The organism is Ruegeria sp. I3, from assembly GCF_056532525.1.
This window is the reverse complement of the sequence record NZ_JBQFNI010000001.1, coordinates 201,456-221,934: the sequence shown is the minus strand read 5'-3', so window position 1 is coordinate 221,934 and position 20,479 is coordinate 201,456. Positions and strand designations below refer to the sequence as shown.

General features: G+C 52.9%; 20 protein-coding genes and 1 pseudogene. 10 read left to right on the top strand and 11 right to left on the bottom strand.

Annotated features, from left to right (window positions below; translation table 11 throughout):
* Nucleotides 1–228 precede the first annotated feature (228 nt).
* Nucleotides 229–837, top strand: a complete 609-nt coding sequence (locus ACR0L9_RS01165; RefSeq protein WP_480615589.1) for a histidine phosphatase family protein — start codon at nt 229–231, stop codon at nt 835–837.
* Between the two features lie 431 nt (nt 838–1,268).
* On the opposite strand, the gene ACR0L9_RS01160 is transcribed toward ACR0L9_RS01165, so the two are convergent.
* The 5 genes from ACR0L9_RS01160 to ugpB form a co-directional block, all read right to left on the bottom strand.
* Complete coding sequence (locus ACR0L9_RS01160; protein ID WP_480894431.1) at nt 1,269–2,216, bottom strand: glycerophosphodiester phosphodiesterase family protein; 948 nt, start codon at nt 2,214–2,216, stop codon at nt 1,269–1,271.
* On the bottom strand, nt 2,216–3,271 hold the full coding sequence (gene ugpC, locus ACR0L9_RS01155; protein ID WP_480752231.1) for a sn-glycerol-3-phosphate ABC transporter ATP-binding protein UgpC: 1,056 nt from the start codon (nt 3,269–3,271) through the stop codon (nt 2,216–2,218). The genes ACR0L9_RS01160 and ugpC overlap by 1 nt, the downstream gene beginning before the upstream one ends.
* A gap of 3 nt (nt 3,272–3,274) precedes the next feature.
* The gene (gene ugpE / locus ACR0L9_RS01150) at nt 3,275–4,111 is read right to left on the bottom strand and encodes a sn-glycerol-3-phosphate ABC transporter permease UgpE (protein WP_170392936.1); all 837 of its coding nucleotides are present in this window, start codon (nt 4,109–4,111) and stop codon (nt 3,275–3,277) included.
* Nucleotides 4,112–4,131: 20 nt separating this feature from the next.
* On the bottom strand, nt 4,132–5,013 hold the full coding sequence (gene ugpA / locus ACR0L9_RS01145) for a sn-glycerol-3-phosphate ABC transporter permease UgpA (RefSeq protein ID WP_155150415.1): 882 nt from the start codon (nt 5,011–5,013) through the stop codon (nt 4,132–4,134).
* Nucleotides 5,014–5,074: 61 nt separating this feature from the next.
* The gene (gene ugpB, locus ACR0L9_RS01140; protein WP_170513071.1) at nt 5,075–6,385 is read right to left on the bottom strand and encodes a sn-glycerol-3-phosphate ABC transporter substrate-binding protein UgpB; all 1,311 of its coding nucleotides are present in this window, start codon (nt 6,383–6,385) and stop codon (nt 5,075–5,077) included.
* A 181-nt stretch (nt 6,386–6,566) separates the two neighbouring features.
* Between ugpB and ACR0L9_RS01135 the strand changes: the two genes are divergently transcribed.
* Together ACR0L9_RS01135 and ACR0L9_RS01130 are read left to right on the top strand one after the other, a co-directional pair.
* The gene (locus ACR0L9_RS01135) at nt 6,567–7,469 is read left to right on the top strand and encodes a LysR substrate-binding domain-containing protein (protein WP_223116970.1); all 903 of its coding nucleotides are present in this window, start codon (nt 6,567–6,569) and stop codon (nt 7,467–7,469) included.
* A 506-nt stretch (nt 7,470–7,975) separates the two neighbouring features.
* The gene (locus ACR0L9_RS01130) at nt 7,976–8,812 is read left to right on the top strand and encodes a TauD/TfdA family dioxygenase (RefSeq protein ID WP_170392715.1); all 837 of its coding nucleotides are present in this window, start codon (nt 7,976–7,978) and stop codon (nt 8,810–8,812) included.
* A 328-nt stretch (nt 8,813–9,140) separates the two neighbouring features.
* Here ACR0L9_RS01130 and ACR0L9_RS01125 read toward each other — a convergent pair whose 3' ends face one another.
* Entirely contained in the window at nt 9,141–9,896 is a 756-nt protein-coding gene (locus ACR0L9_RS01125; RefSeq protein ID WP_170597516.1) for an isochorismatase family protein, read from the bottom strand.
* Nucleotides 9,897–9,923: 27 nt separating this feature from the next.
* Nucleotides 9,924–10,370, bottom strand: coding sequence for a VOC family protein (locus tag ACR0L9_RS01120; RefSeq protein WP_170425024.1), 447 nt, complete (start codon nt 10,368–10,370; stop codon nt 9,924–9,926).
* 70 nt (nt 10,371–10,440) lie between these two features.
* Between ACR0L9_RS01120 and ACR0L9_RS01115 the strand changes: the two genes are divergently transcribed.
* Entirely contained in the window at nt 10,441–11,337 is an 897-nt protein-coding gene (locus ACR0L9_RS01115; RefSeq protein WP_480894428.1) for a LysR family transcriptional regulator, read from the top strand.
* A 231-nt stretch (nt 11,338–11,568) separates the two neighbouring features.
* Here ACR0L9_RS01115 and ACR0L9_RS01110 read toward each other — a convergent pair whose 3' ends face one another.
* Nucleotides 11,569–12,486: a LysR family transcriptional regulator gene (locus tag ACR0L9_RS01110; RefSeq protein WP_480894427.1), complete on the bottom strand. Its 918-nt coding sequence runs from the start codon at nt 12,484–12,486 to the stop codon at nt 11,569–11,571.
* Between the two features lie 103 nt (nt 12,487–12,589).
* On the opposite strand from ACR0L9_RS01110, the gene ACR0L9_RS01105 reads away from it, so the two are divergent.
* From ACR0L9_RS01105 to ACR0L9_RS01085, 5 genes are all read left to right on the top strand, one after another.
* Nucleotides 12,590–13,549 (top strand): tripartite tricarboxylate transporter substrate binding protein, encoded by a 960-nt coding sequence (locus ACR0L9_RS01105; protein ID WP_170565251.1) that lies wholly within the window; start codon nt 12,590–12,592, stop codon nt 13,547–13,549.
* A gap of 69 nt (nt 13,550–13,618) precedes the next feature.
* Entirely contained in the window at nt 13,619–14,086 is a 468-nt protein-coding gene (locus ACR0L9_RS01100) for a tripartite tricarboxylate transporter TctB family protein (RefSeq protein WP_170818912.1), read from the top strand.
* A gap of 6 nt (nt 14,087–14,092) precedes the next feature.
* Nucleotides 14,093–15,607, top strand: a complete 1,515-nt coding sequence (locus ACR0L9_RS01095) for a tripartite tricarboxylate transporter permease (RefSeq protein WP_480894425.1) — start codon at nt 14,093–14,095, stop codon at nt 15,605–15,607.
* Nucleotides 15,600–16,715, top strand: a complete 1,116-nt coding sequence (locus ACR0L9_RS01090) for a lyase family protein (protein ID WP_170392723.1) — start codon at nt 15,600–15,602, stop codon at nt 16,713–16,715. Before ACR0L9_RS01095 ends, ACR0L9_RS01090 begins: the two co-directional genes overlap by 8 nt.
* Before the next feature lie 53 nt (nt 16,716–16,768).
* Nucleotides 16,769–17,650: an SDR family oxidoreductase gene (locus ACR0L9_RS01085; protein WP_480894423.1), complete on the top strand. Its 882-nt coding sequence runs from the start codon at nt 16,769–16,771 to the stop codon at nt 17,648–17,650.
* Here ACR0L9_RS01085 and ACR0L9_RS01080 read toward each other — a convergent pair.
* Together ACR0L9_RS01080 and ACR0L9_RS01075 are read right to left on the bottom strand one after the other, a co-directional pair.
* The gene (locus tag ACR0L9_RS01080) at nt 17,613–18,284 is read right to left on the bottom strand and encodes a substrate-binding domain-containing protein (RefSeq protein ID WP_480894421.1); all 672 of its coding nucleotides are present in this window, start codon (nt 18,282–18,284) and stop codon (nt 17,613–17,615) included. The two genes, ACR0L9_RS01085 and ACR0L9_RS01080, sit on opposite strands and share 38 nt — an antisense overlap.
* Before the next feature lie 3 nt (nt 18,285–18,287).
* Nucleotides 18,288–18,464 (bottom strand): annotated as a pseudogene (locus ACR0L9_RS01075) (LysR family transcriptional regulator); the annotation flags it as partial.
* Between the two features lie 189 nt (nt 18,465–18,653).
* Here ACR0L9_RS01075 and ACR0L9_RS01070 point away from each other — a divergent pair.
* Complete coding sequence (locus ACR0L9_RS01070) at nt 18,654–18,836, top strand: PACE efflux transporter (RefSeq protein WP_170818917.1); 183 nt, start codon at nt 18,654–18,656, stop codon at nt 18,834–18,836.
* Between the two features lie 131 nt (nt 18,837–18,967).
* Here the strand turns inward: ACR0L9_RS01070 and ACR0L9_RS01065 are convergent, their stop codons facing one another.
* Nucleotides 18,968–20,002, bottom strand: coding sequence for a hypothetical protein (locus tag ACR0L9_RS01065; RefSeq protein WP_170818918.1), 1,035 nt, complete (start codon nt 20,000–20,002; stop codon nt 18,968–18,970).
* Between the last annotated feature and the right edge of the window lie 477 nt (nt 20,003–20,479).

Genomic DNA, 20,479 nt, shown 5'->3' with positions numbered 1-20,479 from the left:
TCGAATTTAAGCGCAAACCAAGTCGGCGGAGAGCCCTTAAAGGATCAAAATGAGCGACGCCTCATTTAACGCACAGGTCGTGTAGCGGCCCTTCATTCGTGTTATCAATTGTGTCAACCAGAGGATTGGTTGCTTTTTTCGACAATAGTTGCCCGCTTAGACGAGATACTGCTTAAACTAAAAATCAGAATTACTTCGCTTTGCGTCGATGAATAAAGTAGTCAACAAGTGCGAGACCAGAACATCAGCCCAACCTTCTATTTGCTTCGTCACGGCGAGACCGAATGGAACTCCCAAAAACGGAGGCAAGGACGTCGGGACTCGCCCCTGACCGAACGAGGCATTCGTCAAGCATTGGCAAACGCAAGTAAACTACGAAGCCGCCTTTCTTTCGATCATTCGCTGACAATATTTTCGAGCCCGCTTGGCCGAGCTGCACAGACAGCATCAATCGTGATCAAGGAACTAGGTCTGCCGCCAGAAATCATCGAGTACGAGACCAGTTTGGTGGAATGCAGTTTCGGGCAATGGGAAGGATTGACTGAAAAAGAGATCACTCGACAGTTTCCCAAGGAATGGGAAGCGCGATGCTCTGATCGCTGGAATTATCCACCCCCGGGTGGAGAGTCCTATGCTGACGTGCACAATCGTGTTTCCTCATGGTATTCGAGCAGCTCGTTCGAAGGAACAGTAATAATTGTTGGCCACGGACTAACATCCCGCGTGTTTCGAGGAATATTCCTGGGCCTATCCGCACAAGAGGTATTTGAATTGAACGAACCTCAAGACGGCTTCATCAGGTTGCAAGACGGACATTCAGCCTACATTGAGCACTAAAGCTTCGTTGATTGAGCATTTGTCCCGAGTATCCGGTTTTCCGTTGGTTGCAGGTCCAAATTATTATCTCGATGAAGCGGGGGATATCGGCTCATTCACCGCAAATTCACTACGACACTGAGTTTTCACAAACTGCGCCCCTCTAATTGAATGCGCCACTTCACGGATAGCTTTGTTTTTTCTCGGTATGTTTTTTGTTAGTGTAACACACTGTTCACGCCGACCTCTCCAAGCGAAGCAATTTCTGCTGCACACGGATCTTAATCGCATCCATTGGCCAGCCTTTCGGCATGATCCAATGCGGCTACCTGACAATTGCACAGTACTTTAGACGATGGTTCTTTTGCAAATTTAGGCTAGTTGATGTGTCTGATCCTTCCCAACTGCAACTGAAAAGAACATGAACGGCGTCAGCTTTTGTGGCGCGGTGCTCACCGGCAATCGACACTCCACCTCATGCCCAAATCCGACAGATGCCTTTGAACCCGCCCAGGATAATCAGATACAATTGCATCCACGCGCAGGTCGATCATTCTGCCTATTTCTTCGTGCGAATTGACCGTCCACACGGCAACACATAGGCCCAGTTCTTTTGCGCGCGCCACATTTTCAGCCGTTACATCCGTGTAGTATGGGCACCAAAGCGAACCGCCAGCTTGCTTGACCAAATTTGGAATTTCATCACGACGACCACGAAAGTCAGGGCAAACCGCTTTCGAGGAATCCTCACCAACATCCGCCGCGTTTTCCGGAAGCTGCGTCAGGTAGGAAGACGGCATGTCAGGAGCCTGCCGCTGACACTCCTCCAACAGGTTCCAATCAAAACTGTGGAGCACCGCGCGCGAAGACAATCCTTTGTCACGTACTTCTTGAAGAACCCGCCCGACAAATTTCTTCCTATAAAGCGCATCGTGAGCCAAATCCGGATCCGACTTCAGTTCGAGCATCAAATTGGCATCGCCGTATTTTGGATCATCAACCAAATCCAGCAAATCCTGCAACTTTGGAACACGGATGCCATCCAGTTGAGCCTGGTCCGGAAACCGTTGGCCATAAGCCGAATGACCATCCAACCGCCCGATGTCAAATTGCTGGATTTGCTCGAACGTCAATGACGAGACCTTCGGCTCTTCTCCGGTCAGAAACAGGCCATTTGCGTCACGAAAGCTAGGAGCGTGCAGCCGATGGTTGTGGGTTATGACCGGTACGTCATCGGCCGTCATGACAACATCAAACTCAAGCAGCGGGACGCCGATAGAGAGCAAAAAGTCAAAGCCAATCATACTGTTTTCGGGCAGCACACCCCGCGCACCTCGATGCCCCACAACCCGGATCAGGTTTTTGCCACCACGAAAGGCTTCAACCTGTGGAAAGACCATCAGCCTTCCAACCTCTTGCCGGATGAATGGTCAAACAGATGCATGTGCTCTGAGGCAACTGAGAACCGCATGCTCGGATGCCGGCCTTCGATTGGGTGGACACCCGGAAGACTTATCGTAATCGCGTCGCCTGCATCCGTGAGCTGGCCATGCAACAAGGTGTTTGCGCCTAGCGGTTCCGCCATCTGAATAGCGGCTTCCAACGGACCATTGTTGTCCAGAAACAGATGCTCTGGTCGGATTCCAAGCTTTAGTGGGGTATCAGGCCCCGTGGATGGGCCAATCTCTAAGCCCCCTATCTTAACCGTTCCGTTTTCACGCTGAGCATCAAAGATATTCATTGCAGGGCTACCAATAAACTGAGCCGCGAAAAGGGTTCCTGGTGTTTCATATACCTCCAATGGCGTCCCAATCTGCTCAGCGATGCCTCCGTTCATCACGATCATCCTGTCTGCCATCGTCATCGCTTCGACCTGATCGTGAGTCACGTAAAGCGATGTAATTCCAAGCTTTTCCTGAAGCTCGCGGATTTCTAAACGCATCTGAACACGCAGCTTGGCATCAAGATTTGAGAGTGGTTCATCAAACAGGAAAACCGCTGGCTCGCGAACAATTGCCCGCCCCATTGCCACCCTTTGGCGTTGACCGCCTGAAAGCTGCCGGGGTTTGCGGTCCAACAAAGCTTCCAGCTGCAACAGTTTGGCGGCCTCGGTCACCTTCTGGTCAATCTGGTTCTTTGGAAGCCCCGCGATTTTCAGCCCATACCCCATGTTCTGGCGCACCGACATATGTGGGTAGAGCGCATAATTCTGGAACACCATCGCGATATCGCGATCCATAGGCTCTTTGTCGTTGGCTCGTTCTTCTCCAATCCGGATTTCACCGGACGTTACGGTTTCAAGGCCCGCAACCATTCGCAAAAGCGTGGATTTTCCGCAGCCCGAAGGGCCAACAATCACGATGAATTCACCGTCCGCAATATCTATGTCGATGCCATGGATAACGTCCGTCGGGCCAAAGCTCTTTTTGACATTCTCTAAGTTTACTGTTGCCATTTTTTATTTCTCGCTATCGACAAGGCCGCGGACAAAGAGCTTTTGCATAGACACCACCACGATGACCGGCGGGATCATTGCCAAAATCGAAGTGGCCATGATGACCGGCCATTCCGCCACGTCGTCGCCGGATGGGAACATCTGTTTGATACCCATCACGATGGTGTTCATTTCAGGATCGGTAGTGATGAGCAGCGGCCAGAGATATTGATTCCACCCGTAGATAAAAAGGATCACGAACAGCGCCGCGATATTCGTTCGGCTCATGGGGACCACGATATCAATGAAGAACCGCATCGGGCGGGCACCATCGACGCGTGCAGCTTCGGCCAGTTCATCCGGGATCGTCAGAAAGAACTGCCGGAACAGGAACGTTGCCGTGGCCGAGGCGATTAAGGGGAAGATCAGCCCATAGTAGCTGTTGAGCATGCCGAACCCGGCGACAACTTCGAACGTCGGCACAATACGAACTTCGACCGGAAGCATCAGCGTTAGGAAGATCAGCCAAAAGAACGTCGTTCGCCCGGGAAAACGGAAATAGACGATCGCAAAAGCTGACAGCAGCGAAATTATGATCTTGCCCACTGCGATTCCGATGGCCATCACGAGACTGTTGAACAACATTGTGGCGACCGGGACGTTCACGCCGGAAAACAGCGCGGCCTTATAGTTTTCCCAGAATTGATCGCCGGGAAGAATGGGCATGGGCGGCGACACGATTTCCGGCTGGGTCACAGTCGATGCCACGAACGCCAGCCAGATCGGGAAAAAGATGATTAAGACGCCAAGGATCATCATGGCATGGGTCAACCAGATCCCCATGCCACGTTTTTCGACCATTCCGTGTTGTTGGGCTGCCATCAGTAGTGCACCCTTTTTTCCACGTATTTGAATTGGATGACGGTCAGCAGACCAACGACAATAAGCAGGATGACGGACTGAGCGGAGGACGAACCGAGATCTTGTCCAACGAACCCATCCGAGAAGACTTTGTAGACTAGAATGGTCGTCGCCTGCTGTGGGCCACCGCCAGTGATCGTGTGGATGACGCCAAAGGTCTCAAAGAATGCATAGACAACATTCACCACTAACAGGAAGAACGCGGTTGGCGACAAAAGCGGCAGCACGATTGTGAAGAACCGGCGCCAGAAGCGCGCGCCGTCAATTGCCGCAGCCTCGATCACCGATCTTGGGACCGACTGCAGCGCTGCGAAGAAGAACAAGAAGTTATAGCTGATACGCCCCCAGGCTGAGGCTACAACCACCAGGCCCATGGCCTCGGTGCCGTTCAGAACGTGGTTCCAGTCATAACCAAGCTGGCCGAGGTACCACGACACGACACCAACACGCGTGTTGAACATGAACAGCCACAGCACGCCTGCAACAGCGGGGGCAACGGCGTAGGGCCAGATCAGCAGCGTCCGGTAAACACCCGATCCTTTGATCAGGCGGTCCGCTATGACCGCCAGAAACAACGCTGGGATCATTGAACACAGAGTGACGAGCGTCGAAAACACCGCCGTCGTCACGAAAGAAGCACGGTAGAATTTATCGCTCAGCAGGAATTCAAAGTTACCCAATCCAACAAATTGGGACGACAGCCCAAATGGGTCAGGAATGAACAGGGACTGCCACACCGCCTGCCCGGCCGGATAGAAGAAGAAGACAGCGGAGATGATGACCTGCGGGGCGATCAGCGCCAATGGCAGAAGCCAGCCGCGAAAGGTGACGCGTTTTTCCATCCCGATAAACCACCGAATAAAGAAGATGCGGGCCCGAAACAGGCCCGCATCAAATTAGGACTTATTGATTGGCAGACTCGAACCGGCGCAGCAGGGCATCGCCGCGTTCTTTCGCACTGTCCATTGCTTCCTGAGCGGTCTTTTCACCGGACCAGACGGCCTCGAGCTCTTCGTCGATGATGCCGCGGATCTGGTCAAACGACCCCAGACGCAGACCCTTCGAATTCGCAGTCGGCTCTTTGGCGGTCATCTGTATGACAGCAATGTCAGTACCTGGGTTTTCTTCATAGAAACCAGCATTTCGGGTCGCGACGCCAGCTTCGGCGGTGATTGGAAGATACCCTGTGTTCTGGTGCCAGTTCGCCTGAACGTCCGAAGATGACAGGAAGCTCAGGAATTCACCGACACCTTTGTATTCTTCAGGATCGTGACCCTCCATCACCCAAAGCGAAGCGCCACCAATAATGGTGTTTTGCGGCTCGCTTACGGCCGCCTCCCAATAGGGCAATGGGCGCACGTCGAATTCGAACTCAGCCTCAGAGCTAATACCGGCATAACCTGCCGAACTTTCGGTGAATAGCGCGCATTCACCTGCCCGGAAGTTCGCGCCACCTTCGTTTCTGCGGCCGGTATAGATGAATTTGCCATCTTTGGCCCAGTCACCCATCGCGGTCAGGTGTGCCACCTGCGTCGGTCCGTTCAACATCAGCTCGGTATCAAGACCGGCAAATCCATTGTCCTTCGATGCGAATGGGACGTCGTGATAGGCCGAAAGGTTCTCAAGGTGGATCCAGCTTTGCCAAGCAGTGACCAGCGGACAGTCTTCACCCCCAGCCTTAAGCTGGTCAAGAACGTCACCAACCTTTTCCCAGGTCGACAAATCCGTGTCAGGGTCAACACCCGCCGCTTCCATAGCATCGCGATTGACCCAGAGAACGGGTGTGGACGAGTTGAAGGGCAGCGACAGCATGTCCCCGTCAGTGGTCGTATAATAGCCTTTGACGGCACCAATGTAGGCATCAGGATCGAATGATGCACCGCTTTCAGCCATCACTTCATACACGGGTTTGATAGCCCCTTCGGCCGACATCATCGTTGCCGTGCCTACTTCGAAAACCATCAGGATATGTGGTTGTTCACCTGCTCGGAAAGCAGCAATACCCGCATTCAAGGTTTCCGAATAGTTGCCTTTATGGCTTTCTACTACAGTGAACTCATCTTGGCTGGCATTGAACTCTTCAACCTGAGCCTTCACAAGATCGCCTAGTCGACCGGTGAAGGCATGCCAGAACTGAATTTCGGTTTGCGCCATAGCCGCCACCGGCGACAGAGCAGTTGTTAAGGCGAGAGCGCCTAGAAAATTCTTTTTCATGATTCCTCCCATGCATCAGGGGTTGATGCTTCGTTGAATACCGACCGCAACGCGTAATCAGCACACATGACGATTTCACGACGTTAACGTTACAATTTTATAATTCAAGCATTTAATTTTTGAGAAAAACATAACATTACATTATAAACCAACCAGGGAAACAACGAACCAGGTTCAAAATATGAGTCAAACTTTGCGGATCCGGCAATTGGAAGCGCTCATGGCCGTTTCCACCAATGGGTCGGTCACTGCTGCGGCAACGGATCTTGGGATAAGTCAGCCCGCAGTCAGTAGACTGCTTTCTGATTTGGAAAAATCACTTGGCTTTCAGCTTTTTGATCGCCGCGAAGGTCGCTTGGTGCCCTCGCAGGAGGTACGATATCTGCAACCCAGCGTAGAGCGCGTTCTGGAATTGATGAAGCAAATCTCGGATGTCAGTCAGGACATCACACAGCGCAAAGCGGGTCACATCCGCGTCGCTTGCTTACCGGGGTTCGCCACAAGTCATCTTCCCGATGTCGTGGCCAAGTTTTTGCAGGATCGGCCCGGCGTCACCCTGACGATTGAACCAGATCGACCGGAACGGATTCTCGAGTGGATGATAGGTGAGCAGTATGATTTCGGGATCACGGACAGCTTTAACGGTCACCCGGCCGTTGAAAGCAGAAACATCAATGTCCGCACAGTTTGCGTGTTTCCCACCGGGCATGAATTGGAAAGCCTCGCTGAGGTGACACCAGCGGATATTAAAGATGCTAAAATTATCCATACACGACGCGACAGCGACTTTTTTGGGCGGCTTTCCAAAGCGTTTCAGAGCGCCAACGTAGAGTTGAATTCCCACATCGAAGTCAGGCAGTTCACCGCAGCTTGTGAGTTGGCACTAAAAGGTGTCGGAGTTTCCGTGGTAAGCGAGTTGGACGCCATCCAGTATTCAACGCGTGGATTGAGCTATAGGCCGTTCAAGCCATTGCTTCCACATACACTATCGCTTGTGCGCCCAATATTGAAACAACCGTCACTGGTGACACTCGAATTCATCGAACAGTTTCAAGAAAGCTTAAAACCGTTCAAAGCCCAATGAGCCCGTCAAAAAACCACGGCACATGAAAGAGCCTTTGCGCTGCCGACAAATCACCTACCCCTTTCTGCATAAGAAACATCAGAGTTTTGAGACCTCTGGGCATCATCCGGATCCAGCACCAAAGCGATCCACACCCATTCAGCCATGATCAGTGAAACAGCCATAAATTTCGCAAAGGAGCATCAATTGCAAGCTTCCTAATCCTTGCTCGCCAAAATCCATTTGACCGCGCAAATAGCATTCGTCTGACCAACGTGCTAGCGCTGCAGTAAGAGGCAGGCTTATCCGTAGTGCAGGTTGATCGAAATGCGGGGACCGATGTTATCGAAGGTTAAGTTTGAACAACGTAAACGCACTTATGCTGAACCAGCGCACTGTACACGAAATGATCGAGCTAGTTCAGATGCAGGTTTTACGCAGCACCAACAAAACTGTGTCCAGATAGTTCAGTTTCTCCGATCATTGGCCACCCCTATACTTCCGCCACTAGAGCAAGGAGCAGAATAATGGACATAAGACCACTGACAGGCGGTTTGGGAGCTGAGATCATGGATGCTGACATCCGCGACAGTACCCAGTTTGAAGATATTCACGCCGCGTTTGCAAAGTACTCAGTGATCGTCGTCAGAGATCAGCAGGTCAGCCCAGACGATCACCTGGAATTTGCCCGTCGCTTCGGTCCGATCAATGTCAATCGATTCTTCAGACCTGTCGATGGCCATCCTGAGATCGCCATGGTGCTTAAGGAAAAGGATCAAAGAGAAGCGGTCGGCGAAGGATGGCATACCGACCATTCGTACGATCAAGAACCCGCCATGGGTTCTATTCTCCATGCCATCGAAATGCCGCCATACGGCGGGGACACGCTTTTTGTTTCAATGGGCGCAGCCTATGACGCACTGTCCGTGCCGGTACGCCAATTTCTGCATGGGCTTACAGCCATTCATTCATCGCGGCACGTCTTTGGTGCAGCTGCGCAAGAAAGCGAGGCTGCAACGAGCGGGCGACTGAGCAACGCAGAAAACGCAGTTCAAGACGCACGCCACCCAGTAGTCATCACGCATCCCTTGAGTGGGCGTCGCGGATTATTCGTGAACCCGGTGTTTACCACGCATATCGAGGGCCTCTCCCGTGAGGAGTCCGATGCAATCCTTGCCATGCTCTATGAACATTGCAAACAACCTGAATTCCAATGCCGCGTCCGATGGCGGACTGGAGACATCACCATGTGGGACAACCGAGCGACATGGCACAAGGCCATCAACGACTATCACGGATTTCGACGCCTGATGCATCGAGTAACTGTGGAAGGCTCAGCTGTTTCCGCCATTCAGCCGATATAGAATACAGCCCCGAGGGTGCGCAAAATTGCCTATGGTGTGAGTTCGGACCATTAAATTGCCAATGTCGCGAATGCCTGATTTGACGGACCCAACCGTCACAATGGCAACCTCAAGCAAATGGTGGGTTCGGGCTGTTCTCGATTTTGGTGTTTGCGCCCGGAAGGACAAGTTGTTGCTGAACCGCAATCAGCAGCGGGGAGCTGTCCCAATCAGGTTCCCCATAGTAACAGACGCCGGCTTTCTAGAAATTGCTCAAGTGCAAACAGGCAAAGCCTGATTTCAAGCAGAATTCGTCGTCAGGGACCGAAGCCCCTGACAGATGTTGAATTTACCAGGTTGAGTCCGGATCAACTTTGAAAAGATGCTCCATAAAAACGCGAGTGACGGCCTGCAGTTTATCGGTGCGCGCGTGGTCGCGTTGCAGTTCGGCTGGAACCACATTCCATGTTATAGGTTCAACACCAGCCTCGATCATGCGGCGCATGCCGTTTGCGTGGCTGGTCTGAGTGATCGATCCAACGGCATCTTCCGGAACGTAGACGTCATATCCGGCCAACTCGGCCTCAATCGCGGGATAAGCCAGACATACATCCGTCCAAAGACCGCCCATTATCAGCTTCTTTCGGCCCGTTGCTTCAACTGCAGCTACAAATTCAGGCTCTTCCCAAGCGTTCACATTGGTCCGGTCAACAAATACCGCGTTCGGGGCCAGTTCGCGCAAATCTTCGATCATAGGATCATAGCCGTTCAATCCTACGGCAACATGGCTGAATATGATCGGGATGTCGTAAATCACGGCGGTCTTTATCAGACCCGTGGTATTGTTGATCAGCTCTTCGTGGTTGATATTCTTAACCCCAGCCAAAATCGGCGGCTGGTAGTCGATAAGGATCAGCGCCGAGTTGGTCGGTGACAGAAACGGGTCATTATCTGCGGCTCGGACAGGCGTGCCTTGATAGCCGTCTGGGTATGTTGCGACACCATCCACTGTTTTGATCATAGGTATTTCTGCGGTTGCTGGGAGTGCTACGGCGCTGATCGTCAAGCTCAGGGCTGCGGCGAACGGTTTGATGAAAGTGGTCATGGGAGCATCTCCATTAATGATGGGGGTTCAACCGTGCACATGCTCGGCGATCAGTTGCGCGACAGATGGTCCGGGACCAACAAGTTCCAGGACATTACGATCCGGATCGCGGATGAAAATTGTCTTGGTACCGCGAAATTCTCGACGGCCTGTTATGGCTATGCTGCGTTCGGTAACAAAGGCCTCGGTTGCTTCGGCGTCCCTTACCTTGACGGCTAGGTGCGTGATGCCGGGAAACTTCTCGACCTCATCCATCAAGACGTTTTCACCAGCTTTAGCTGTAGCGGGGCCTAACAGGTTGATGTTGATCCCGGACGGATGCAGCATCACCAACGGATGGCCATGGTCATAGCCGCCATCCGCGATCAACTCGAATCCCAGTAACTCATAGAAGGCGACTGATGTATCGCGGTCGCTGATGCGGATGCCAATGTGATCGAAGTTTCTTATATCCAACATGGTTTGGCCTTTCATTACACTGCAACCAATGTAACTATACTTGTGTTGATGCTTAATAGCTAATCTGGAAGGCAATTTATTCCAAATGGATCATAATAAGGATTTGTTCGACGGCATGGTTCTGTTCTGCACAGTAGTGGAACAGGAAGGCATGAGCGCCGCCGCAAAACTGCTGGGCCATACGCCTAGCCATATCAGTAAAGAAATCGGACGGCTTGAGGCCCGGCTTGGCGCCCGGTTATTGAATCGGACCACGCGTCGGATCAGCCTGACGGAATCCGGGCGCATATACTATGAAAACGCCCGCCGGATTGTGGATGACGCCCGCGCCGTACAAAACAGGTTGCATTCCATCGGCGACAGACCCTTTGGAGAGCTTCGGATGAGCGTTCCTGTGGTTTTTGCACATGGATGGCTGAACGATCGGTTGCCCGAATTTCTGCAGCGATACCCCAAAGTTGATCTGAACATTGACATATCCGAGCGCCGGGCCGACATGATCGGTGAAGGCATCGATCTGCTGGTGCGCATCGGTGATTTGCCTCCGTCCGATTTGATTGCACGCGAACTTTTTTGCACACAAGGCCTTACAGTGGCTTCCCCCGCCTATCTGAAACGAAACGGCACGCCCCGCCACCCCGATGACCTAAAGGGGCATCAACTAATTGATTTTTCGTTTCACGGGGTCACCCAAAACTGGACCTACCCAGGACCAGATGGTGAGGCAATCGCGGTTCCAATCGCTCCTCGTATTCGATGCAACGATGGTCATACCGAAAAGGTGCTGGCCCTTGCTGGTCGCGGGATTACACGTCTGCCTCAGCTTTCCTGTCAGGCTGAACTGGATGCCGGGGCATTGGTGGCGATCTTACCCGATTTCAGCCCGCCTTCTATCGGAGTCCATGTGATCTATGCCAGCCGCGACAACCTGCCCGCAAAGACCCGCGCTATGATCGATTTTCTGGTCGAAATGAGCGGCTGAAGTCAGGTGCCGCCGAAGTTTCAAAGTCCTTCGTTTGCTGTGAGCAGTCTTCTTGCGGACAGTATCGCGCCTTGCAGCAATGTCTGATTTGATCAACCACGTCATAGTTTTACTTACGCCACGATAGGCAGCAATGAGCTGACTGATGGGAAATAATGGGTAGAAAACTGCAATCATTACATCTTTCCCGCAATTCCTAATCTGTCGAAACATGGAATCCGGCAAACAGGGTCATCGAACACGTTCAAGCGTCGGGCTTAGTTGAGCCAACGCGTTGACCACGCCAAACAACTCCTTTTCGAATGAAAGCAAGGCATCGGACTTCGCATCCACGATCGGGTAAAGCAGGCCAAACGTCATCCAGCGCTCAGGCGTCACCGGTACAAGTGCTAGTTTGTCCGAATTGGTTTGGGCGACGACCAACTCGTCCGCAACAGTTACACCAGCACCCTCTGCAACAAGCGAGCACGCGAGTTGAGATGCTGCCACTTCGCAAGTTTGCTTTGGTGTGACACCAGCAGAGTGAAAAATATCGTCCAACTGGTCGCGCAACAACAGACCGTGCATCAAGCGTATGATAGTTTCTTCCGCGAGATCACTCGCCGTAATTTCTTCTCGGATGGAAAGAGGATGATCCAATGGTAAGACCGCTTGTGCTCTCACTCTCAACAAAGGTTTAGTGACAATGCCTGGATGATCGACGGGCAAAGCACCAATACCGATATCGTATTCTCGTCCGGCCAACCATTTCCCCGCTTCACGTCTTGCCCGGACATCAAGGTTGATATTGGTGCCGGGGCTGGCCTTCATGAATCGCGCTACGGCCGGGGCTGACAGCGACTGCGCAATTCGGGGCATGGTTACAATCCTCAGAGTTTCCGTGCGACCTGCCCGGATTTCGGCAGCGATCCGAGGAACTTCATCAAGGTTGTCCAGGATGCGGCCTGCCTCGCGGTAGAACGCCAACCCTTCGGGTGTCGGGGACAGATTGCGGCCGCTGCGGTCAAACAGCGTCAGCTTGAGTTCGGCCTCGAGCCCCGAAATCAAGCGGCTGATCGCAGGCTGGCTAAGGTGCAGAATCTCGGATGCGGCAACTAGCGAACCTTCGGACAATGTTGCGCGAAAGGCGCGTAGGGCCTTGATGTTCATCAATCCATACTTTCAATTTTTGCAAGAGTAGATAACATATTTGCATTTTTTACAATTGATGTTTTCGCGTAATTTGATCCCAAGCGAATTTGGGAGGTTACTCATGAAACGCAGAACGCTTCTTGGTGCTGTTATTGCCGCCATAGCCGTCACCACGACTGCCACCGCAACCTTTGCAGCGGATTGGCCAAAACGACCAATCAACCTGGTTGTTCCCTACAAGGCCGGGGGCGGTACTGACGCCTATGCCCGCGCCATCTCGGCCGCGGCGGAAGGCACGCTGGATGTGCCCGTTGTTGTGGTCAACAAGCCGGGGTCGGGCGGCCTGAATGGGGCCAATGCGGTGGTTGGCGCACGGCCCGACGGGTATACTCTGATGATGACATCCGGAGGATCGTTCCTTTTGTCGACGATGACCCGAGATACTGACATTGATGCATTGGAGAGCTTCGATTTTGTCGCTCAGGTAGGACAATTGCAGACGTCGCTTATGGTACCAGTCAACAGTCCGTATCAGACCGTTCAGGATTTAATTGACGCGGCCAAGGCCAATCCCGGCGAGCTGCGTTGGGCACACTCGGGGCGTGGTGGATTCCACCACGTCGGTGGGTTGGGCTTTCTGGCCAGTAACGGGCTTGACGCCCAGGATGTGCCGTTCAAAGGCGGCGGGCCGACCCGGGCTGCCCTGATCGGCGAGCAGGCTGATTTCGGGTTCCTTGGCGTTCAGCAACTTGCTGGTTTTCAAGAGCAATTGAGGGCACTGGCCGTCAACAGTCAGGAGCGGGATGGCATCATGACTGATGTCCCCTCGTTTGGTGAGCTGGGCATTCCATTCGCTGCAGTATCATCCCCTGTGATCGTCTTTGCACCTAAGGGCACACCGGTAGAAGTGATTGCTGCGTTGGAGACCGCGCTGGAAGAAATTGCCGCCAAGCCAGAATTTGCGGAACTCCTTGCCTCACGCGGAACCGGCCCGGTCTATCAGAATGGAGCGGACGCAAAAACAACTCTATCCGCAATGAAAGAGGACGCCACTCCCTTGGTCCAAAGCCTGACCAACTAATGTCCTCATGGTCGGGTGAACAATGGTCACCCGACCCCCTTGTTCATGTTGATATCTCGGAGGAAAGACATGCGTGCCTATGCAGAAGGTCTGGTGCTTGCCCTCATCTCAATCTTTGCAATCTGGGGGGCCTGGCAAGTACCGGCCGCATCTCCGGGCGATACATGGGCCGGGATTGTGCCATTCTCCGCCGCTCTCGCTCTACTTGCTCTGTCCGGTGTTATGGTGTTGAGCGCAACGCGCCAGACGGCGGGTGACACAAGTGACGATCAAGACAGCAGCGCGACTTTACAGATCATAGGTCTGTTTATCATCGCTATGCTGTACCAGCAGTCGTTCCGCTGGTTCGGCTACCTGCTGCCGACTGCGATCGTGACGCCGATCGTCCTCTACATTTTCGGCGTACGCAGTCGGATCGGACTGGTTTTGTCGATCGTTCTATGCCCGCTGGTCTTCCATCTCATCTTTTTTGTCCTGCTGGGTGTGTACCCGCCATATGGCGAAGTTTTCGACCTTCTCAGCTGGATTCAGGGGTAAAACATCATGGAGATCTTTCCTGCACTTCTGTCGGTAGTGACTGACCCTACATTGCTCTTTGCCATCGTACTTGCAGCGGCGGTTGGGATGGTGGTTGGTGCGACGCCTGGCCTTACTGCCTCTGCGGCTATCGCGATGTTGCTTCCAATCACCTTTTATATGTCGCCGATCTTTGCGTTGGCATTTCTGTATGTGATCGGCAAGTCCGGTCGGTACGGCGGCTCGATCGCAGCAATCCTGTTCAACACACCCGGAACAGCGGCCAGTGCAGCGACTCAGATCGATGGCTATCCGTTGGCACGAGCGGGCAAAGCAGGAAAAGCTATGAAAGTGGCGACAATCTCGTCCGTCATCGGCGACCTGATGGGGGATGTCCTGCTGGTCACCGGTGTAGGTTTCATTGCGGCCGTCGCACTGAAACTCGGCCCGCCTGAGACTTTCGCCATCTACTTTGCCGCTTTTGTCGTAATCGGTTCTGTCATTGGCAATTCCATCGTCAAGGGTCTGGCATCGGCCTTGATGGGCATTCTGATCGCCATGGTCGGGCTGGACCCGATTTCGAGCGAAGAGCGCTATACATTCGGATCGTTCGATCTATCCAATGGCATCGGCTTGGTACCCCTGATGATAGGTGTTTTTGTATTGGGCGAAGTATTCGCGCAGCTAGAATCCCGCCGCAAGGCTACCGGAGAGACCAAAGAGAATGAAACCACAGCGGATGGCAACAGTCTGACCTGGGCGGAATACAAACCCTGTCTTCCGCACGCATTGCGTGGTGGGTTCATCGGCGCAGGCATCGGAGTATTGCCCGGCCTGGGATCGGCGATCGCGGCGTTCATCTCTTATGGAGAAGGCAAACGCCACGCAAACAACTCCGAGATGTGGGGCAAGGGGGCACTAGAAGGCGTTGCCGCACCTGAGGCTGCCAATAATGCTGTGTCCGGTCCATCAATGGCTCCATTGCTGACGCTGGGCATTCCAGGTTCGACCATCGGGGCAATATTGCTGGGCGTTTTCCTGATCCACGGCATTCAGGTTGGTCCGACCTTATTCCTGACGGATAAGGAGCTGGTGTACAAACTTTTTGCATGCGGCATGCTGGGTATTCTGGCTTATGGCTTGATCGGTTATTTCGGCGCCACACAAGTTGCCCGCCTGATCCTGAAGATTCCGACCAATGTGCTGTATCCACTGATCTTCCTAACCGCGTTTGTAGCGGCCTATTCAGCTCGTGGATCGATGTTTGACGTAACCGTCATGACCGTAGCGGGGTTCGCCGGCTGGCTGATGCGGAAATACGACTTCAACGTTGCAGCGTTCGTAATTTCCTTTGTGCTGGCTAAGGGTGCCGAGGAAACCTTTCGCCAATCCCTACTGATGTCCGAAGGCGGCGCACTGATATTTGTCGAACGCCCCATAGCTCTTGCGTTCATCATCGTCGGCTTTGCTGCCATCGCGTTCCGAATCCGAGGTATCGTCAAAGAACGCCGCATCTCTCGTGGAGGGCTCGAAGATGCTTGAATACAGTATCTACCGAGATTGTTTTTCCAGCGCCGATATGCGGTCGATCTGGTCTGAACACGCCACGATATCCGCCTGGCTTAAGGTCGAACAGGTTCTTGCGGCGCATCAAGCTGCGGCTGGTCTAATCCCGATTGAGGCTGCTGAGGCAATTGAGGAGATTTCGATCTGCGATCTGAACCATGAGGAATTGCGGAAAGAGATGATGTTTGTTGGCCGCCCCATCGTAGGACTGGCCAAACAGTTGCGCCAACTATTGCCAGAACACTCGGCCCATGTGCACTATCGTACGACCACGCAGGATGTGATGGACACGGCGTTGGCGATGCAGATGAAACTGGGGCTTGAGCAAATACAAAGCACCCTCGGCGATGTCATGGCTGCGATCGCTCATCATATTTCCGCCCATCCAGACACAATGATGATGGGAAGAACCAATGGTCAGCATGCTGTGCCCATTCGCCTTGCGACGAAGCTTGAAGTCTGGAGATCTGAACTGGGTCGGCGGTCTGAGGCACTTCAAGAGGCAGCAAAACGTGGATTGAATGTTCAGATTGGTGGCCCCGTCGGAGACTTGCGCGGATATGAAAATGGCATTGGTCGCCAGATTAAACAGGATGTTGCTCATTCACTCGGTCTGAGCGTCGTCGAACCGCACTGGCAGAACGCTCGTGACGGTATCGCTGACATCGTCACCGCCCTTGGCTCGCTTTGCGGGACGCTGTGCAAAATCGCCCACAACGTCAATCAACTGTCATCATCCGACATCGGTGAATTCGCCGAAGTTCATGAACCTGGCAAAGGATCGTCTTCAGCGATGGCCCACAAACGAAATCAACGCGCATCGGAATTTGGGGAGGCCGTCGCTCGGCTGGGACGCCAACGGGCCGGACAAATAGGTGAACTGACCCATCATGAGCATGAACGATCCGGTGGCGTCTGGATTGGGGAGTGGATCGTTGTTCCCGAGGTCTTTCTTTTGACTTCCGGCGCGCTGCATTGGTCGGAACGGATGTTCAAGAGTTTAGTGACCGATACTAACGCGATGGCGCTGCTGGTTTCGTCTTATCGCCCTGTGAATAGTATCTATCATCTAGATAGATCATAACTAAACACATCGCATCCTGACTTGTAGAAGCGTGGCAGAACAGGGATGCCACTATGACCAAGAAGATCACAATCATCGGTGCCACAGGCCATTTGGGGCATCGCGTGACCGCGAAACTTGTTGAGAAAGGTGCAGAAGTAACTGTCATCGTGCGTGATCCTGAGGCGGCAAAATCAATGCTTCCCACGCAGGTTCGGCTTATCCAGGGCGACGTGTCGGACTTGGCCAGCCTGAGATCAGCCCTTCACGGCACTGAGACGCTGTACATTACGCTGAATACCGAATCTCTGGACACCACCGCACCATTCCACACAGAGCGGGAAGGCGTAATCAACATTATCGCGGCAGCAAAAGAGGTCGATGTTCAGCACATCATGCAAATTGCAGGGGTCGACTACGCGTATCCGCAGTTTTCGACCGAGGGCATGGCCTATGGCACCAACGCGATACGCACGGGCGGGATCAATGCCATCAAAGCATCTGGCATTCCTTATACTTTTTTCTTTTGCTCCTTCTTTTTGGATTCATTGCCCAAGCTATTGATGGACAATCAATTGGCCGTAATCGGAAATCACATTCATCCAATCTGGTTCACCAATTCCAGCGATCTTGCAGAACTCGTCCACAATGCCATCGGTAACGATGCTGCCAAAAACATGGAATTTGCCGTGCAGGATCAACAGGCCGTCACGTATACCGAAGCGGCCAAAGAATTCCTCGCTTCTTTCGCCCCCGAGGCGGAGGTGGTTGAGTTACCCATGGATGCTCTTGATGAAATGGGGCTGCCGGAAGAGCAGGCCGTTTTCATCGAACACGTTTTGACGTTTGTGCAACAGTTGCGGGAAGAGCAAGTGGACAGAGAAACCCGTGGGATTCTTGGGGCGCCAAAACACACCATTACCTCATTCGCCGAGGAGCTTCGAAATGAGGCTTAAGCCACGTTGGAATTTTGAATAACGGCTTTTCAGCGAGCAACTCCTTAAGCCTTACCGTCGCTCGACCTATAGGCCTTTCGAAAGACCAGATCATATCCACCGAGCGTTCGGCGTAGTTCTTGGTCTCGAATTGCAGTGGCAGGATTTTTAACGCTCCGGTCTGAACAAAGACGTCCACCGCGTGCAATGGCAGCGCCGACCACCCTAGGCCGGCCTGCACAAGATCAATGGCTTCCGATTCAGTGCTGACCTGCCAAATAGACGACGATGCCTTAAGGATAGCGCTGTTGGGATTATCGGCTTCCTTCAATAATATCTGAAGATGTAGTCGCAATTCTTCCCAAGAGACTGACGACATTTGAGCAAGCGGACCTTCGGGATGGCTGACACACACCAGCCTGAGCGTGCCCAATGAGCAAAAGTCTAGTGCCTGGGGGATGCCCTCAGGTTCCAGAATAACCCCCAAATCCACCACACCATCGACGATCAATTGCTGAATTTCAGCGGTAGTAAAGGCACGTATCTCCACATCGACAGAAGGAAATTCTTCACTGAAGCTGCGAATGATCTCTCCCAGATTGGCCAGTTTGATGTGCGGCGCCATGGCGAGGGTAACGCGGTTTTCCAATGTCATGGACTAGGCATCTGCAACCTCTAGAAAACGGCTGCGCCGTTCCAACAGAATTTCGGCCGGCGAGATCAACGCCTCTCCTGCTTTGGTAAGCGAGGGATATCTTAAGCTGCGATCTAAAAGCTCGACATCCAGATCGACCTCCAGATTGGCGACCAAAGTGCTGATCACCGATTGTGCTTTGTTGCATTTTTCTGGCTGCGGCGGAAAAGGATTCTTCGTTGTGGGTGGTAACGAACGCCTCCAACTGCTCGAATGACGCGCGCATCAGAACCCTCTTTCCATCTATCTATCATCAGTATGGTAATCAGCTTTATGGATCGCAACAACAGACCGTTACTTGCCCAACGACATGAATTGAGGAGAACTTTCATGAGCTTTGCCGGTCGGATTGTGCACGCGGTGTTGTTCGAGATCTTTGCGCTTATAAGTATTGCCCTACTACTTCCGCTAATCACACATATCGACGCGCAGAAATCATTGATGCTTGGGGTGTTCTTCTCCTTGGCAGCGATGCTTTGGAACGTTGTCTTTAATATCACGTTTGATTGGTAATATCACGTTTGATTGGTCGCATTTCAAACTGGTCAATCAGTCCAATTCTTCTGTTTCGAGCTATCGCAACTGACCAGTGATTACGCCCAATGCGTATGCCTTTATGCTGATGATGGGATTCTCATCATCCGCTAAAGGAACAGATATGGGGAACCATTGGGCCAGTGATCTTCGATCCTGGTCCGTTGAGCGTCGTCAAAGTTCAGGTGTGCGACCTGAGCATTTGTGAACTCTTCTCGCATAGCATGGATTAATCCTGCGGGTTTTATAGCATCGGGAATCTCTGCCGCCTTTTCAACACGGGGCTCGACTGCTGTTTCGCCCAATTTGATCGCCGGTCCGAGCAGTGCGAAGGCAGGATTGATGGACAGAGCTGCGATCGCACCAATGAATTCAGCGATGCCCGCGCCCCATTTCAATCTGACTGGTATTTTGGTGGCTGCAACAGCCATTGCGTAGGCCTTAACCAGCGTCTCCATGCGCTCGCGCGCCTCTTGTTTGCTGGTTCCTCTCAAAGCTTCGACCGATGTCCAGGCACGCAAGGCGTTGCGGTGTTCCTGCACCTCAGGCATCGCGCAAAGATCAAGCGCGGCCTTGATCTGGTCTTGATGAGAGCGGGTCTTGCCCTCAGCAGTTTCGTGATGAGGAACCAGAAATTCCCAACCAAACGCGCGCAGCAAAGGTTCCTGCTCTGGAGTATCATCAAGGAAAGCCTGAGGGCCATCATAGGCCGGGATAACTGCGACCTCGGTGAGAGGTATTCCCTTGATCAGTGCCCGGTTCCGTTTGGCATCCACAAAATCCTGAAGAACCCGACGGGTTAGGTGAAACGCAGGCGCATCGAAATCCGCTTCCTTTTGCGCTGCTTCGAATCCGGGCTGTTGCTGAAGATCGGCCACATCCATTTCGGCGTCCGTAGCGATCTTTCGTTTTTTCCACTCCATGTGGTGCGCGTTGTCCCAGGAAACCTCCATCAAGCGATCTTTGGGAATCCAGCTTAGTATCTTGTCCTGGCGCACCGGGTTCCATTTTGCAGGCCAGGTCGCTCCTTGCGGTGGCCGGGGGATCACCAGTGTCTCGAAAAGCACCAACTCGGCGACGAAAGCGCTCGGTCGAAGATGATCGCGCACTGACATGGTGCCCCAAAGCTGCGACGAATTGTTCATGGCATTTCTCCTGCAATCGTCTTGCAGATCAGGTTACCATCTTTGTGCACCAACCCAAGATGGTTGCTTGGGTATGCCCAAACAAAGCTGATGTAGCTTATGCAACAGGAATGCGGAAAACTCATCTCGCCGCGCTCGCAATTCCGCGCCACCATTTCTAATAGCGCCCAAAATGCCAAGCGTTGTCGCGAACGACTGGTCAGGCAATGCAGCGGTGCGATAGGACGGTATTTCCCGAAAATCCGGTCGCACCATTCTAGGCCATCAATGTGAATGTCCGCGTAGAGGATATTCATGGCTTCCTAGTCTGATGACCCTCTTCTTCAGCAACACAGTGATTACATCCGCAATGGCTTTGCAAATTCGATGCCAGTTGTAAGGCGCTAACCGTTGCATACCTGCACCTACAGCTCCGCATTGACCGAGAGCCTCGGGTGAGCGGCGATAGCAAAACAAAGGTGATCGCGCCTTCCGGCT

Bases quoted from the DNA above. Each gene is read 5' to 3' on its own strand.
- ACR0L9_RS01160 (WP_480894431.1), bottom strand. From the start codon at position 2,216: ATGGTCTTTCCACAGGTTGAAGCCTTTCGTGGTGGCAAAAACCTGATC.
- ugpC (WP_480752231.1), bottom strand. From the start codon at position 3,271: ATGGCAACAGTAAACTTAGAGAATGTCAAAAAGAGCTTTGGCCCGACG.
- ugpE (WP_170392936.1), bottom strand. From the start codon at position 4,111: ATGGTCGAAAAACGTGGCATGGGGATCTGGTTGACCCATGCCATGATG.
- ugpA (WP_155150415.1), bottom strand. From the start codon at position 5,013: ATGGAAAAACGCGTCACCTTTCGCGGCTGGCTTCTGCCATTGGCGCTG.
- ugpB (WP_170513071.1), bottom strand. From the start codon at position 6,385: ATGAAAAAGAATTTTCTAGGCGCTCTCGCCTTAACAACTGCTCTGTCG.
- ACR0L9_RS01135 (WP_223116970.1), top strand. From the start codon at position 6,567: ATGAGTCAAACTTTGCGGATCCGGCAATTGGAAGCGCTCATGGCCGTT.
- ACR0L9_RS01130 (WP_170392715.1), top strand. From the start codon at position 7,976: ATGGACATAAGACCACTGACAGGCGGTTTGGGAGCTGAGATCATGGAT.
- ACR0L9_RS01125 (WP_170597516.1), bottom strand. From the start codon at position 9,896: ATGACCACTTTCATCAAACCGTTCGCCGCAGCCCTGAGCTTGACGATC.
- ACR0L9_RS01120 (WP_170425024.1), bottom strand. From the start codon at position 10,370: ATGAAAGGCCAAACCATGTTGGATATAAGAAACTTCGATCACATTGGC.
- ACR0L9_RS01115 (WP_480894428.1), top strand. From the start codon at position 10,441: ATGGATCATAATAAGGATTTGTTCGACGGCATGGTTCTGTTCTGCACA.
- ACR0L9_RS01110 (WP_480894427.1), bottom strand. From the start codon at position 12,486: ATGAACATCAAGGCCCTACGCGCCTTTCGCGCAACATTGTCCGAAGGT.
- ACR0L9_RS01105 (WP_170565251.1), top strand. From the start codon at position 12,590: ATGAAACGCAGAACGCTTCTTGGTGCTGTTATTGCCGCCATAGCCGTC.
- ACR0L9_RS01100 (WP_170818912.1), top strand. From the start codon at position 13,619: ATGCGTGCCTATGCAGAAGGTCTGGTGCTTGCCCTCATCTCAATCTTT.
- ACR0L9_RS01095 (WP_480894425.1), top strand. From the start codon at position 14,093: ATGGAGATCTTTCCTGCACTTCTGTCGGTAGTGACTGACCCTACATTG.
- ACR0L9_RS01090 (WP_170392723.1), top strand. From the start codon at position 15,600: ATGCTTGAATACAGTATCTACCGAGATTGTTTTTCCAGCGCCGATATG.
- ACR0L9_RS01085 (WP_480894423.1), top strand. From the start codon at position 16,769: ATGACCAAGAAGATCACAATCATCGGTGCCACAGGCCATTTGGGGCAT.
- ACR0L9_RS01080 (WP_480894421.1), bottom strand. From the start codon at position 18,284: ATGACATTGGAAAACCGCGTTACCCTCGCCATGGCGCCGCACATCAAA.
- ACR0L9_RS01070 (WP_170818917.1), top strand. From the start codon at position 18,654: ATGAGCTTTGCCGGTCGGATTGTGCACGCGGTGTTGTTCGAGATCTTT.
- ACR0L9_RS01065 (WP_170818918.1), bottom strand. From the start codon at position 20,002: ATGAACAATTCGTCGCAGCTTTGGGGCACCATGTCAGTGCGCGATCAT.